The 13,231-nt window shown below is 45.6% G+C and carries 11 protein-coding genes; 8 read left to right on the top strand and 3 right to left on the bottom strand.

The features are described 5' to 3' along the window. The first annotated feature begins 19 nt into the window (after positions 1–19). The 5 genes from HPS57_RS00555 (at position 20) to HPS57_RS00535 (ending at position 4,381) form a co-directional block, all read left to right on the top strand. Positions 20–850 (top strand): prephenate dehydratase, encoded by an 831-nt coding sequence (locus tag HPS57_RS00555; protein ID WP_172179199.1) that lies wholly within the window; start codon positions 20–22, stop codon positions 848–850. 21 nt (positions 851–871) lie between these two features. After that, on the top strand, positions 872–2,029 hold the full coding sequence (locus HPS57_RS00550; RefSeq protein WP_172179198.1) for a pyridoxal phosphate-dependent aminotransferase: 1,158 nt from the start codon (positions 872–874) through the stop codon (positions 2,027–2,029). 72 nt (positions 2,030–2,101) lie between these two features. Next, positions 2,102–3,166, top strand: coding sequence for a bifunctional 3-deoxy-7-phosphoheptulonate synthase/chorismate mutase type II (locus HPS57_RS00545; RefSeq protein ID WP_172179197.1), 1,065 nt, complete (start codon positions 2,102–2,104; stop codon positions 3,164–3,166). A 12-nt stretch (positions 3,167–3,178) separates the two neighbouring features. Beyond that, positions 3,179–3,973 carry a prephenate dehydrogenase/arogenate dehydrogenase family protein gene (locus HPS57_RS00540; RefSeq protein WP_172179196.1) on the top strand — a complete coding sequence of 265 codons (795 nt, stop codon included), beginning with the start codon at positions 3,179–3,181 and terminating at the stop codon, positions 3,971–3,973. A 15-nt stretch (positions 3,974–3,988) separates the two neighbouring features. Next, the gene (locus HPS57_RS00535; RefSeq protein WP_172179195.1) at positions 3,989–4,381 is read left to right on the top strand and encodes a rhodanese-like domain-containing protein; all 393 of its coding nucleotides are present in this window, start codon (positions 3,989–3,991) and stop codon (positions 4,379–4,381) included. Between the two features lie 591 nt (positions 4,382–4,972). Here HPS57_RS00535 and HPS57_RS00530 read toward each other — a convergent pair. Genes HPS57_RS00530 through HPS57_RS00520 form a run of 3 tightly spaced genes read right to left on the bottom strand, consistent with a single transcriptional unit; the run spans position 4,973 to position 8,614 of the window. Beyond that, the gene (locus HPS57_RS00530; RefSeq protein WP_172179194.1) at positions 4,973–7,474 is read right to left on the bottom strand and encodes a TonB-dependent receptor; all 2,502 of its coding nucleotides are present in this window, start codon (positions 7,472–7,474) and stop codon (positions 4,973–4,975) included. A 15-nt stretch (positions 7,475–7,489) separates the two neighbouring features. Then, positions 7,490–8,077 carry a DUF4974 domain-containing protein gene (locus HPS57_RS00525; protein WP_172179193.1) on the bottom strand — a complete coding sequence of 196 codons (588 nt, stop codon included), beginning with the start codon at positions 8,075–8,077 and terminating at the stop codon, positions 7,490–7,492. A 27-nt stretch (positions 8,078–8,104) separates the two neighbouring features. Next, positions 8,105–8,614, bottom strand: coding sequence for a sigma-70 family RNA polymerase sigma factor (locus HPS57_RS00520; protein WP_172179192.1), 510 nt, complete (start codon positions 8,612–8,614; stop codon positions 8,105–8,107). A gap of 687 nt (positions 8,615–9,301) precedes the next feature. Between HPS57_RS00520 and lysS the strand changes: the two genes are divergently transcribed. From lysS to HPS57_RS00505, 3 genes are all read left to right on the top strand, one after another. Next, positions 9,302–11,083, top strand: coding sequence for a lysine--tRNA ligase (lysS, locus tag HPS57_RS00515; RefSeq protein ID WP_172179191.1), 1,782 nt, complete (start codon positions 9,302–9,304; stop codon positions 11,081–11,083). 11 nt (positions 11,084–11,094) lie between these two features. Beyond that, the gene (locus tag HPS57_RS00510) at positions 11,095–12,102 is read left to right on the top strand and encodes an NAD(P)H-dependent glycerol-3-phosphate dehydrogenase (protein ID WP_172179190.1); all 1,008 of its coding nucleotides are present in this window, start codon (positions 11,095–11,097) and stop codon (positions 12,100–12,102) included. A gap of 124 nt (positions 12,103–12,226) precedes the next feature. Further along, positions 12,227–13,147 carry a DMT family transporter gene (locus HPS57_RS00505; RefSeq protein ID WP_172179189.1) on the top strand — a complete coding sequence of 307 codons (921 nt, stop codon included), beginning with the start codon at positions 12,227–12,229 and terminating at the stop codon, positions 13,145–13,147. Positions 13,148–13,231: the final 84 nt, after the last annotated feature.

The raw sequence follows: 13,231 nt of genomic DNA, 5'->3' as shown, positions 1-13,231 counted from the left end.
TAAAAAAAATCACATATCAATGAAGCGAATAGCAATACAAGGTTTTGAAGGCAGTTTCCATGACATTACGGCACACCACTATTTTCAGGGTGAGCAGTTACAGATGATATGTTGTGCGACATTTGAAGAAGTGTTCGAGCACATGAAGAATGACCCGACAATCATAGGACTGACAGCAATAGAAAATACTATTGCCGGGTCTCTTCTTCATAACTATGAATTGTTGCTTCAAAGTGGAATGACAGTCGTGGGTGAGGACAAGACACATATCAGCCACTGCCTTTGCTGCCTTCCGTCACAAAACATAGAGGACATAAAGGAGGTTCACTCCCACCCTGTTGCATTGATGCAGTGCCGCAAATATCTGTCACAACATCAGAACATGAAAATCATTGAAGCTGACGATACTGCAGGGGCGGCACAGTGGATAGCAGAAAGCCAAGTTACAAGGGTTGCCGCCATTTGCCATGCTGATGCTGCAAGACTTTATGGACTGACAGTACTTGAGAACAACATAGAGGACAACAAGCATAATTACACCCGTTTCCTTGTACTCTCCGATCCACGCAAGGCAGACATGCTCCGCCCTATCAATGAAACAAACAAGTCAAGTCTTGTGTTCTCTTTACCGCATGAAGAAGGCTCATTGTCGCAAGTGCTTTCCATTCTGAGTTTCTACACCATGCAGCTGACAAAGATACAGTCATTGCCGATAATCGGAAGAGAATGGGAATACATGTTTTATGTTGACATCACTTATGACAATCTTGTGAGATACCGACAGGCGGTTGATGCTATAATTCCATTGACACGTGAATTGAAAATCCTTGGCGAATACAAAGCCGCATAATGATAAAATGCTAACACTACTATGATACAGCCCGCAGACAGACTGAAATTAGTCCAGGAATACTATTTCAGCAGGAAATTAAAGGAAGTGGCACAGCTTAACGCAGAAGGCAAGGACATCATCTCCCTTGCCATCGGCTCACCTGACATGCCGCCGTCCGACGGTACAGTGAAAAGACTGTGTGAAGTTGCCAATGACCCGACAGCACACGGTTATCAGCCGACGGTAGGCACACCGGAGCTAAGGAAAGCCATGGCAGGATATTACAAAAGATGGTTTGATGTAGCCCTTGACTGGCAGACAGAAATACAGCCTCTCATCGGCTCAAAGGAGGGAATACTGCATATCACTCTTGCTTTCTGCAATCCGGGAGACAAGGTGCTTGTCCCAAATCCGGGCTATCCTACATACACTTCACTTTCAAAGTTGCTCGGACAAGAGATAATAAATTACAACCTCTGTGAGAAGAACGGTTGGCAGCCTGATTGGGAACAGCTTGAAAACATGGATTTGTCCAATGTGAAACTGATGTGGACCAACTATCCTAACATGCCTACCGGTGGCAATGCACAGATAGAGACTTACGAAAGACTTGTTGATTTCGCAAGACGGAAGAATATCGTTGTTGTGAATGACAATCCTTATTCCTTCATCATCAACGATAACCCTATCTCGCTCCTTCAGGTAAAGGATGCCAAGGAATGCTGCATAGAGCTGAATTCCATGTCAAAAAGCCATAATATGCCGGGATGGCGTGTAGGACTTTGCGCATCAAACAAGGAGTTCATATCATGGATTCTGAAAGTGAAGTCAAACATTGATTCCGGCACTTTCCGCGGACTGCAGCTTGCGGCAGCAGAAGCTTACCTGAACACTGACGAATGGCATCATGAGGCAAACTATACGACATACAAACGCCGTCGTGTCATAGCCGAAGAAATAATGGCAACCTTAGGATGCACTTTTGACAAAGACCAAGTGGGAATGTTCCTTTGGGGAAGGATTCCTGACAGTTGCGATTGTGAGGAACTGACAGAGAAAGTGCTGCATGAAGCCAGAGTGTTCATAACTCCGGGATTCATCTTCGGCTCTAATGGAGAGCGTTTCATACGAATCTCCCTTTGTGCCAAGGATGAGAAGATGAAGGAGGCACTGGAGCGTATCAAAGCTGTCATGTGAAACGTGAAAATAACAAATACTTGCAACAATATGTTGTAATAATAATAGTAACAACGAATATCTTATAAAATAATGGAACTCAATCTTAAACCACTGAATTTACCAAGCGATCAGAAACGCCCGTTTGTCATCGCAGGTCCTTGCTCCGCAGAGACAGAGGAGCAAATAATGACCACTGCCACCGAACTTGCAGCAAAAGGCTGTCACATGTTCCGTGCCGGAGTGTGGAAGCCACGTACCAAACCGGGCGGCTTCGAAGGACATGGCGAACCGGCTCTGCAGTGGATGAAGCAAGTGAAGGATACCACCGGCATGTACATCGGTACGGAAGTAGCCACACCTGAGCATGTCGAGCTGGCTATGAAATACGGCATTGACATTCTTTGGATTGGCGCACGCACCTCGGCAAACCCATTCGCCATGCAGGCTCTTGCCGATTCAATGAAAGGACTTGACATTCCGGTGTTTGTCAAGAACCCTGTCAATCCAGACCTCGAACTGTGGATTGGTGCACTTGAACGACTGAATGCTGCCGGTATAGAGAAACTCGCAGTTATTCATCGCGGATTCTCCTCATTCGACAAGACCATCTACCGTAACCAGCCGATGTGGCAGATTCCTATAGAGTTGCGCCGCCGCATTCCTGAACTGCCTATCATCTGCGACCCTTCCCACATGGGAGGCAAACGCGAACTCATTGCGCCACTGTGCCAACAAGCTCTCGATCTCGGTGTCGACGGACTTATGGTGGAAGCGCATTGCAATCCTGATAAGGCGTGGTCTGACGCAAAGCAGCAGGTCACTCCTGATGTCCTTGACTACATATTGTCATTACTCGTTGTCCGTGATTCCGCCTGGACAACAGAAGGAATACAGCAGCTGCGCCATGAGATCGACGTTTTGGACAACCAACTGATGGACCTTCTTTCAAAACGCATGCGTATCTGCCGTGAGATAGGACAGTACAAGAAAGAACACAACATGACCGTCCTTCAGACAGGACGCTATAATGAGATTCTTAACAAGCGTGCTGCACAAGGTTCTCTTTGCGGTATGGCACCTGAGTTCGTGAAGCAAGTCTTTGAGCATATCCATGAAGAGTCTGTGCGCCAGCAGCTTGAGATTGTAGGAAAATAAAATAATTACTGTATGAAAATCCTTGTTTTGGGAGCGGGAAAGATGGGCAGCTTCTTCATCGACTTGCTGAGTTTCGACCATGAAGTCGCAGCATTTGAGAAAGACCCAAAGCGTCTCCGCTTCACATACAACTGCCAACGTTTCTCCAAACTTGAAGAAATAAAGGCTTTCGAACCTGAACTTGTCATCAATGCCGTGACTGTGAAATACACAATCCCGGCATTTGATGAGGTTATGCCATACATTCCTGAAAGTTGCATACTTTCCGATATAAGCTCTGTAAAGACTGGGCTGCGCGAATATTACGAGCAGACCGGTCATCGTTATGTCTCAACCCATCCCATGTTCGGACCGACATTCGCCAATCTTCAGCAGCTCTCCGAAGAGAACGCAATCATCATAAACGAGGGCGATTACATGGGACGCTGCTTCTTCAAAGACCTTTACTCGCGCCTCGGACTGAACATTTACGAGTACACCTTCGAGGAGCACGACCGCACAATGGCTTATTCGTTGAGCATTCCGTTTGTCTCCACCTTCGTCTTCTCAGCCGTAATGGAGCATCAGGACGCACCGGGCACGACCTTCAAGCGCCACATGCGCATAGCAAAAGGCGTACTCAATGAAGACGACTACTTGTTGCAGGAAGTTCTTTTCAACCCCTATACCCATGACAATGTGGCGAAGATACGCACGGAACTGAAAGAACTCTTGGACATTATCGACCACAAGGACGCGACAGGCATGCGCCGTTATCTTGATAAAATCCGCCACAATGTCGAGCGGGACATCAAGGAGATAAAGTAACCAACAGATAGCAAGATGACCAAAAAGATTATATTCATGGGACTCATGACTTTCATTTGCAGCCTTTTGGGATGCAATGCCCAAACGGACATGTTCAAGAGTGTTGGAGCGGAAGAGTTCCGCACAGTCATTGCAGACACAGCAACCGTGCTGCAGGATGTGCGCACTCCTGAGGAATATGCCGATGGACACATCGCCAATGCGGTAAACATTGATGTGCTGAACGATAATTTTCAGGCTGAAGCCTTGAAATCATTGCCAAAAGAAAAGACCATCGCCCTTTACTGCCGCAGTGGCAGGCGCAGCAAGAAGGCAGCCACGATTCTTGCACAGAACGGCTACACAGTTGTAGAATTGAACTCCGGTTATCTCGGATGGACAAAGTATAATGCACAAATAGAAAAATAGCAATTTTCTCTCTGCTGCGGGGCAAAGATAGAATGCCATGAAAAAAAAGAAATTGCAGTCTTTACAGATGTTGCGTGGGATAGGAACTTCTTATCTTTGTCGGACATTTCGGTTTCAAAGGAGCAGCCATAAAACCTTCCGGTGACATGGCTGTCTCCATATTTATGATGCTAAGCGGATTCGTGCTTGCCTATACCTATATGCCGCAAGCTGAGAAAGGAATCATTCCAAAATATATGCCATGGCTTCATACCACACGTGGAACCATGTCAAAGCTAAACATCGACTTGCCTTTAATAGTAGAGTTTGCAATCAGTCTGCCATTGTTGGTAATTGTCTCAATCATAGTCAACCGCTTTTTTGAAATTCCTGTCAGCCACTGCTTGAATTCTTTGCTGAACAGAAAATAACACCACTAAAAAAACGGCGGTATTCCCGACCTCCATCAGTGGAGCAGAAAAACCGCCGTATTTTGAAATGCCGGTCCAAGGGATTCAGCATTAAGAGATATCATCTTTCATAGCGTTGACGTGGGGATTGTCAAGCAGGCTTTGCTTCTGCCGGTCGCCAACCTTTTGGCACGCGGCGACATCACAATATCGCAGATTTGCTTTGCGTATCGATATCCACATCATTGAATTTGTGCTTCTTGCCGTAGTTGAAGCGATAAGAGACGCTGATGTTGAAGAGGTTGTAGGCTTTGTACGGCTCATAATAGCGTAATGCTTGGTTGAAACCATCAACGGAGTAGGCAATCTTTGTGTGGCAACGCATGAATGGGTTCTTGGTGTAGAAATTCAGGTTCAGGCCTTTGTGGTTGTAGCCTGCGGAGAATCGGAGTGAGGCCGGCATCGTGATGGTCTTGCCGAGGTCGATGTATTTTGACTCAGACGTGTATGACAGCTGCACATTGAACTTTTTCGCGATGTATGTCAACTCGTAAGTCTGCCAGAGAAAGTCCACAGTGTTGCGTGGTACGCCGTGCTCTGTCTTGTGGTTGTATGTCAGCCCGACAGCAAACTTTAGTTTCTTTGGGATGATGTTAAGCTGTCCGTTGGCATTGATTCCAAAATCCTCTTTCTTGCCGCCGCTGAGAAAAGAGTGACGGAACACGTTTGCCTCTGAATCATAGGTAGTCGTTTGATAGATGACATCGCTTGAATGCTCGTAACTACCGTACAACTGCAGGTAGCCCCAGTTTCGCTGCATATAGAAGCTATAGTATGCCGACCACACGTCTCTGATAGGCAAGTTTGGATTGCCGGTAAGTGTCTGGTATGGGTCAATGGACTTCACTGTTGTGTCGTATAGGTTGAAGTCCGGGTTGAACACGCCCATGAACGCGCCTAACGACAGCTGGCTGCTTTTTGGCATTTCGATGGTGAAGTATGCCTTCGGTGTGAAATAGCTTTTGTTGTACGACATGATGCTGTTGTCAACGTTCACAAAGCGTTGCTGAAGGTCTATCGACAGCTGGAATTTCTTCGAGAAGCGGATGTTGTCAACGAGGTCAATGATGAGCTGTCCGAATTTCAGCGTACTGCCGTCAGAGTTCGCATTCTCAAGATACGTTATCTCAGAATTGTCATAATAATAGACGCTTTTGAGCGAGAAGGCATGCTTCTTCCATGGCATGTTGATGCTGAGGCTCGGGTGCAGTGTGTAGTAGTCCTCCTTTGTCTCCGAGAGAATATTCTTCACAGTCATGTAGTCACGGTTGTTGTTGTTTCTTGTGTAACTGCCTCTCATTGTTGCCCGAATCTGCAGACCGCAGTCGAAAGATTTCTTCCAGTACAGCCGTGCCGATGTGGCAATGTTGTCGCTGTGTGTCCTGTCGGTTGTCGAGCGCGAATCAACCTCGTTAGAGAATCTTTCGACAAGATTGTTACCTTTCGCATCATGGCTTTTGCTGAGGAAGGCTGCTGCCTGAAACATGTCCTTCTTGCCGATGTAATGCAGAAGCGAGAGTTTCCCGCCTATCTTGTTACGGTGTGTCTTTGACGGCGTGTTTGCTGTGGTTTTTGTTATCTCTTCCGAAGGGAACATCATGTTTGTTTCCTCTTCTGTGCCACGCGGACGGCTGAAATGGGCATAGTCGCCTGACACTTTCACGTTGTATTCAGTGTTCTTGCGGTATGTCTTCCAGTCTGCGATATCGTTGCCCGAGACTATGTTAAGGTCTTCGCTTGCATGGAGATACATCTGTCCTCCGTGGTCTCTGCGCTTTACCCTGAAATCAATCACTGTGCCTGCCGTTGGGTAGTCGGCGTTGTAGTAAGGATAGTAGTCGATACGCTCAATATCCTTCGGATTGATTGTCTCGATCTCGTCGCTGTCCACGGGGCGTCCGTTGAGACAAATGAGGAGTCCGGGCGCACCAAGTTTTGTGATGCTCTTGTTTACAGCATCAACATCGATGCCGGGAAGGGTCAGCAAAGAAAGCGCACTGTATCCGTCGTAAGCGTTGTTCTTCAAATCCTTTGAAAGATAGAACTTCACCTTGTCGCCGTCGCGCACTGCCTCCTTCTGCTCCACTTGCACAGCCTGTAGCATGATGCCCGCCTCGCGCATGGAAACCTTGCCTATGTCGGTGACATTATACAGCCGGGTGATGGTTTTGAAGCCTACGCAGCTGATTTTTGCCAGCACTTGCTTTATCGGGGAAGGGATGACAAACCGTCCCGCCTCATTACTTACACCACCGGTGATATACGTGGAATCCTTAGGACTGAGCAACTGTATGTTGGCATAAGCCACCGGTTTGCCCTTGCTGTCGACAAGCTGGCCGACAAGACGGCTTTGGTCGCTGTCGATGCACTCCACGAAAATCAGGCTGTCGCTCTCCACGATGCGTATCGGGTAGAATCCCACCGCCTCGCGTATGGCATCGGACACTTTGTTGCGCTTTATCCGCTTTGTAATGGAGAAATCTTCCAAATCGTTGTAAATGAATGATATTCTCTTATCTGCTGTCTTGCTCAAATCCTTGAGAACTTCCGGCAGCGGTGTACCGTGGTAATTGCGGACAATCTTCTGCGCGTGGGCAGAGGAAAGTGCTATACATAATATTATTGTGAAAATAATTCTATTCATGATTATGGTGTGCGTTTATTTGACGGTAAGCAAAATCTGCCCGCTGTCTTCAGTCATAGACAGGGAGATTTTATTGAAATTGGATAGTTCCTTGACAACATCAGAGAGCGGCATCGCGCTGTCCCATTCGTAGAATATTCTGATTTGCCTCGCTTTCTCATTCTCGAATATCACGGTACAGCCGTAATGGCGCGCCATCTCTGCGAAAACATCGTCAAGTGTGGCATTGTCGAATGTTTTCCGTACCGCGCTTGAGGCTGTTGTCTTTGCCGGCATTGTTTGCTCCGCCTGCATCACTTGCCGCTCGCTTTTAACGCTTGCCGCCTGTCCTGAGGGGACATCGTCATGTCGGAAAAAGCCGGTGCTCACAGTAGCGATGGCTATTCCCGACACAAGAAGCGCCGCAAGGGACGCTGCCCATTGGTATCTTTGCACAAAAGGCTTCTTCTTGCTGCGTCGTGATGCCTTGTACATACTGTCAACATCGCAGACGGTGAGATACAGCTTGAGGCACTCCTCATCGGAGAGAATCTCTGCGATTTGCTCTTCGGTAAAATTCTCCGGCTTCTCAATAAGTTTGAGTATAAGATCTGTTTTCTCCATTGAATCATCTTTTCAGGGTTGTTACTATTATGGGTTGAATCTCTGTCTCAGCTTTCTGATTCCTTGCGCAAGGTGCTTATATACAGCAGCCTCGCTGATGTTTAGTTTGGTCGCTATTTCCGCATATTTCATATTCTCTCGGAATCGCATCCGCATCACTGTCTGCGTCTGCAGAGTGAGGTTTTCGAGGATGAATGCTTCGATGGCTTGCATTCGCTCTTCCGCTTCCATGCAATAATCATTGCATGATATATTGTCAGGAACGTTCTCTATGGGCAGGCATCTTTTCACCTTTTCCCTGTGGCTCAGGCTCTTGAGTCTGTTCAAGCATCTGTTGCGGACCGTCGTAAGGAGATAGCCTTCAATGTTTGCAACATTGCCGATGCCGCAGTCGGATAAGGACAAGAACACATCGCTGACGGTATCCTCCGCAGCCTGTGTGTCCTTCAGCAGAAGCGTCGCCAGACGAAGCATCTTGCTCTGATGTCTTTTGTAAATAATGTCTATGTCGTGCTCTGTGTTGTGCATTGTTGTCATGTTGTTTGATTATATGACAATAAACATTTGATTTTCCCAACCCCTAAAAGGATATTTTTTTACATATAATATATTTCCGTGCGCAAAGTTACATAAATATATTGAGGAATGCGTTCAAATCAAAAAGGTTTTGCGATTAGACACGAATGACACAATGAATGGTATTTGATTGTTGTGTAATTCAATACGGATGACAACATGATTCAATACTAATCTTCTAGGCACAAGTATGTCCACAAAATTATAATCAACGACTTGGCAAACCCATGTGACATCATTAGCTCTGACACTCTATCTGCAAGACATTGTGCTTCTTTTACTGCAACATTACTGTAACTATATTGCAGCGTTGCTGTAGTGTTAGTACAGCACTACTGTAGTATCACTACAGCGTTACTGTACCGTTACTACAGCAACACCGCACAACAATTATTTCCTTTATGTAATATATATAATTGACTCTCAAGATGTTACAACATTTTATCACAGTTATTAGTATCCGATGATATATATATGACACAATAGGAACAGCAACACGCCATTACATGGCAAGCCAATTATGCAAATGAAGTTTGTAGACTAACTTAATTTATAATAAAATAATATGGGAAGATTTTGCTGTTACACTATTTATTATTAAATTTGCAAACTAAAGTGAAATCAGAACATTAAGCAATAAGAACAGATATGAACATTTTAGAACTTTCAGAACAGGAGATTGTACGCCGTCAGTCACTCGAAGAATTACGCAATATGGGAATCGACCCATATCCGGCAGCAGAATATCCGACAGACGCATTCTCCACAGAAATCATAGAGAACTTTGTCGACCTTCCAAAAGAAAAGGATGAGGAAGGGAACGAAATCCCGGGAAAGGCGACACCTGAGAACTCACGAATGGTATGCATTGCAGGCCGAATGATGTCACAGCGTATCATGGGCAAGGCGGCTTTTGCAGAGATACAGGATTCCAAGGGGCGCATACAGGTGTACATTCAGCGTGACGCCATCTGTCCTGACGAGAACAAGGAACTTTACAATAAAGTATTCAAGAAACTCCTTGACATCGGCGATTTCATCGGTGTCAAAGGCTATGTGTTCCGCACACAGACAGGTGAGATTTCCGTTCATGCCATGGAACTGACAGTACTCAGCAAGAGCCTTAAGCCACTGCCTATCGTGAAGTACAAGGACGGTGTGGCATACGACAAGTTTGACGACCCTGAGCTGCGTTATCGCCAGCGTTATGTTGACCTCGTTGTCAACGAAGGCGTCAAGGACACATTCCTCAAACGTGCGACAGTGGTACGCACAATGCGCAGAATACTTGACAATGCAGGATACACAGAAGTCGACACTCCTATCCTGCAGAATATTGCCGGCGGTGCAAGCGCGCGTCCGTTCATTACTCATTTCAATGCTCTGAATCAGGACATGTACATGCGCATCGCAACAGAGCTTTACCTCAAGCGACTGATTGTCGGTGGATTTGAAGGTGTGTATGAAATGGGAAAGAACTTCCGCAATGAGGGTATGGACAAGACACATAACCCGGAATTCACATGCATGGAGCTGTATGTTTCCTATAAGGACTACAACTGGATGATGGAATTCACAGAGAAGATGCTTGAGGAAATCTGCATTGCTGTGAACGGCAAACCGGAAGTGGAAATTGACGGCAAAGTCATCTCATTCAAAGCTCCATATCGTCGCCTGCCTATCCTTGACGCCATAAAGGAGAAGACCGGTTACGACCTCAACGGAATGACAGAGGACGAGATGCGTGAGGTGGCAAAGAAAGTCGGTGTCGAAGTTGACGAGACGATGGGTAAAGGAAAACTCATCGATGAAATCTTCGGTGAAACTTGCGAAGGAACATTCATACAGCCGACATTCATCACCGACTACCCTGTCGAGATGTCTCCGCTTACAAAGATGCACCGCTCAAAGCCTGGACTTACAGAACGATTTGAGCTTATGGTCAACGGTAAAGAACTTGCAAATGCCTACTCGGAGCTGAATGACCCTATCGACCAGGAAGAGAGATTCATAGACCAAATGAAACTTGCTGACAAGGGTGACGATGAAGCGATGATTATCGACCATGACTTCCTCCGCGCACTGCAGTACGGTATGCCACCGACATCAGGCATCGGTATCGGTATTGACCGTCTTGTGATGCTCATGACAGGGAAGTTCGCAATAGGCGAAATAATGCTCTTCCCACAGATGAAGCCTGAGAAGAAAGCACCACGCTCAACAAATGCGGAATGGGCAGAAGTCGGTGTGACAGAAGAATGGGTGCCACTCTTCAACAAAGCGGGTTATTATCTCGTTTCTGACATCAAGAATGTAAAAGCACAGAAACTGCAGATGGATGTTTGCGGTGTAAACAAGAAGTACAAACTCGGATTAGAGAATCCTAAGGTAGACGAGTTTGAGGCTATGATTGAAAAAGCCAACGCATAACACTTAAACTTATGTTTGATTGTGGAAAAATAGCAATAATCGGAGGCGGTAGCTGGGCAACAGCTATCGCCAAGATTGTTGTCGCACATACACATCACATCGGCTGGTACATGCGAAGGAATGACCGCATAGAGGATTTCAAGAATCTGCAGCATAATCCTGCATACCTCACAGGCGTTCATTTCAATATCAATGAAATCTTCTTTTCGTCCGACCTCAACGATATTGTCCAAAACTATGACACGTTAGTGTTCGTCACGCCTTCACCCTACCTCAAGAACCACTTGAAGAAACTGCGTGCACGAATATCTGACAAGTTTATTGTCACTGCCATAAAAGGTATTGTCCCTGACGAGAATCTGGTATGTTCGGAATATTTTCATCAGGTTTATGATGTCCCATACGCAAACCTTGCCTGCATAGGAGGACCGTCACACGCAGAGGAAGTGGCATTGGACCGTCTCACATATCTTACCATCGGCTGTGCCGACACTGAGAAAGCCCAAGCATTTGCAGAGGTGCTGAAATCCAACTCAATAAAAACAAAGACATCATCCGATGTTCTCGGAATAGAATACGGCTCTGTCCTGAAGAATGTCTATGCCATAGCTGCAGGAATATGCTCCGGACTGAAATATGGTGATAATTTCCAAGCCGTACTCATCTCAAACGCCTTGTTGGAAATGAACCGCTTCCTTCAGGTTGTGTCTGCCGCGGAAGGACTGGAGTGCTCTTCCATAATCGACTCCGCATATATGGGCGACCTCCTTGTAACCGGTTACTCTCATTTCTCAAGGAACAGGACGTTCGGAACGATGATTGGTAAAGGATATTCTGTAAAGTCGGCACAGATAGAGATGGAGATGATCGCCGAAGGTTACTTTGGCACGAAATGTATGACGGAGATAAACCGCAGAATGCATGTCAATATGCCAATCCTTGATGCTGTACACAATATATTATATGAACGCATCGCACCGCAAGTGGAGATAAAACTGCTTACCGATTCATTCAGATAATACTCTCTTGTCCATATTTGTCCATAAAATAAAGCCAATCATATTTCATACAAAGACATTTGATTGGCTTTTCCATGCTCACTTGTCACAAACTGTTTTCATAAAATACAATTCTATAATTTTTATGAAGATCACAAACACATCTTCAACAGCTTGGGGATACCTACTGGCTATGATAGGTTCTGCCAGTTACGGGCTGAATCCTCTGTTTGCAATGCCACTCTACAATGAAGGAATCACTCCAATGAGTGTACTCTTCTACCGTTATGCCATATCTACAGTACTGATGGGCATCTATATGCTGGCCAAAGGACAATCCTTCCGGCTCACCAAAAACGAGGCATTGGCAACAATGATTATGGGGACACTCTTCGCAAGTTCATCGGCAGGACTCTTCTTCAGCTTCAAATATATGGACCCCGGACTTGCTTCGGTAATATTATTCACTTATCCATTGTTTGTCGCACTACTTTCATGGCTTGTGTTTCATGAACACATGTCACGCAATACATTCCTTTGCATAATTGTCACATCTTTTGGCATATGTATGCTGAAACAAGATGGAACAGGTGGTGGTTTCAGTCTGATAGGAATGACATTAGCCATATTGTCAGGACTTACATATGCAATATATCTTATTGGAGTAAACAGAAGCATACTAAAGGACATGAGCATATCCCGTCTTTCATTCTTTGCTTTAGCATTCGGAACAATAGTATTCTTCATTTCCAACAATTTTGGTATGGATATAGCACCACTGCCTGACATACAATCATGGGGCAATGCTTTTGGGCTGGCTGTTTTCCCGACAGTAATATCATTATTGCTCATAACCAAATCCATCCATATCATTGGCAGCACACCGGCAAGTATCATTGGTGCGCTTGAACCTATCACGGCATTGGCTGTATCACTGGCTGCATTCGGTGGAGTTATCACAGGCGGTAATCTTATCGGCATTGTCCTTATACTCTGTGCCGTAATGTTCATGGCATACAGCAATAAGAACAATGTAAAAGCAAATACATCCACAATTCAGAAATAGGCATAATATCTACCAAACGTTAATACAGTTCTATAATCAAATAAACCCCTGCTTTGTTCTTCATGCAAAGCAGGGATTTTCATT

Source organism: Palleniella intestinalis (genome assembly GCF_013166595.1).
GTDB lineage: Bacteria > Bacteroidota > Bacteroidia > Bacteroidales > Bacteroidaceae > Prevotella > Prevotella intestinalis.
Note: the sequence above shows the minus strand (reverse complement) of the source record. Positions and strands in the feature narration are given on the sequence as shown.

Excerpts from the sequence above, each read along its gene's own strand:
- HPS57_RS00545 (WP_172179197.1), top strand. The coding sequence starts at position 2,102 with ATGGAACTCAATCTTAAACCACTGAATTTACCAAGCGATCAGAAACGC.
- HPS57_RS00525 (WP_172179193.1), bottom strand. The coding sequence starts at position 8,077 with ATGGAGAAAACAGATCTTATACTCAAACTTATTGAGAAGCCGGAGAAT.
- HPS57_RS00505 (WP_172179189.1), top strand. The coding sequence starts at position 12,227 with ATGAAGATCACAAACACATCTTCAACAGCTTGGGGATACCTACTGGCT.
- HPS57_RS00510 (WP_172179190.1), top strand. The coding sequence starts at position 11,095 with ATGTTTGATTGTGGAAAAATAGCAATAATCGGAGGCGGTAGCTGGGCA.
- HPS57_RS00520 (WP_172179192.1), bottom strand. The coding sequence starts at position 8,614 with ATGACAACAATGCACAACACAGAGCACGACATAGACATTATTTACAAA.
- HPS57_RS00550 (WP_172179198.1), top strand. The coding sequence starts at position 872 with ATGATACAGCCCGCAGACAGACTGAAATTAGTCCAGGAATACTATTTC.
- lysS (WP_172179191.1), top strand. The coding sequence starts at position 9,302 with ATGAACATTTTAGAACTTTCAGAACAGGAGATTGTACGCCGTCAGTCA.
- HPS57_RS00530 (WP_172179194.1), bottom strand. The coding sequence starts at position 7,474 with ATGAATAGAATTATTTTCACAATAATATTATGTATAGCACTTTCCTCT.
- HPS57_RS00535 (WP_172179195.1), top strand. The coding sequence starts at position 3,989 with ATGACCAAAAAGATTATATTCATGGGACTCATGACTTTCATTTGCAGC.
- HPS57_RS00540 (WP_172179196.1), top strand. The coding sequence starts at position 3,179 with ATGAAAATCCTTGTTTTGGGAGCGGGAAAGATGGGCAGCTTCTTCATC.
- HPS57_RS00555 (WP_172179199.1), top strand. The coding sequence starts at position 20 with ATGAAGCGAATAGCAATACAAGGTTTTGAAGGCAGTTTCCATGACATT.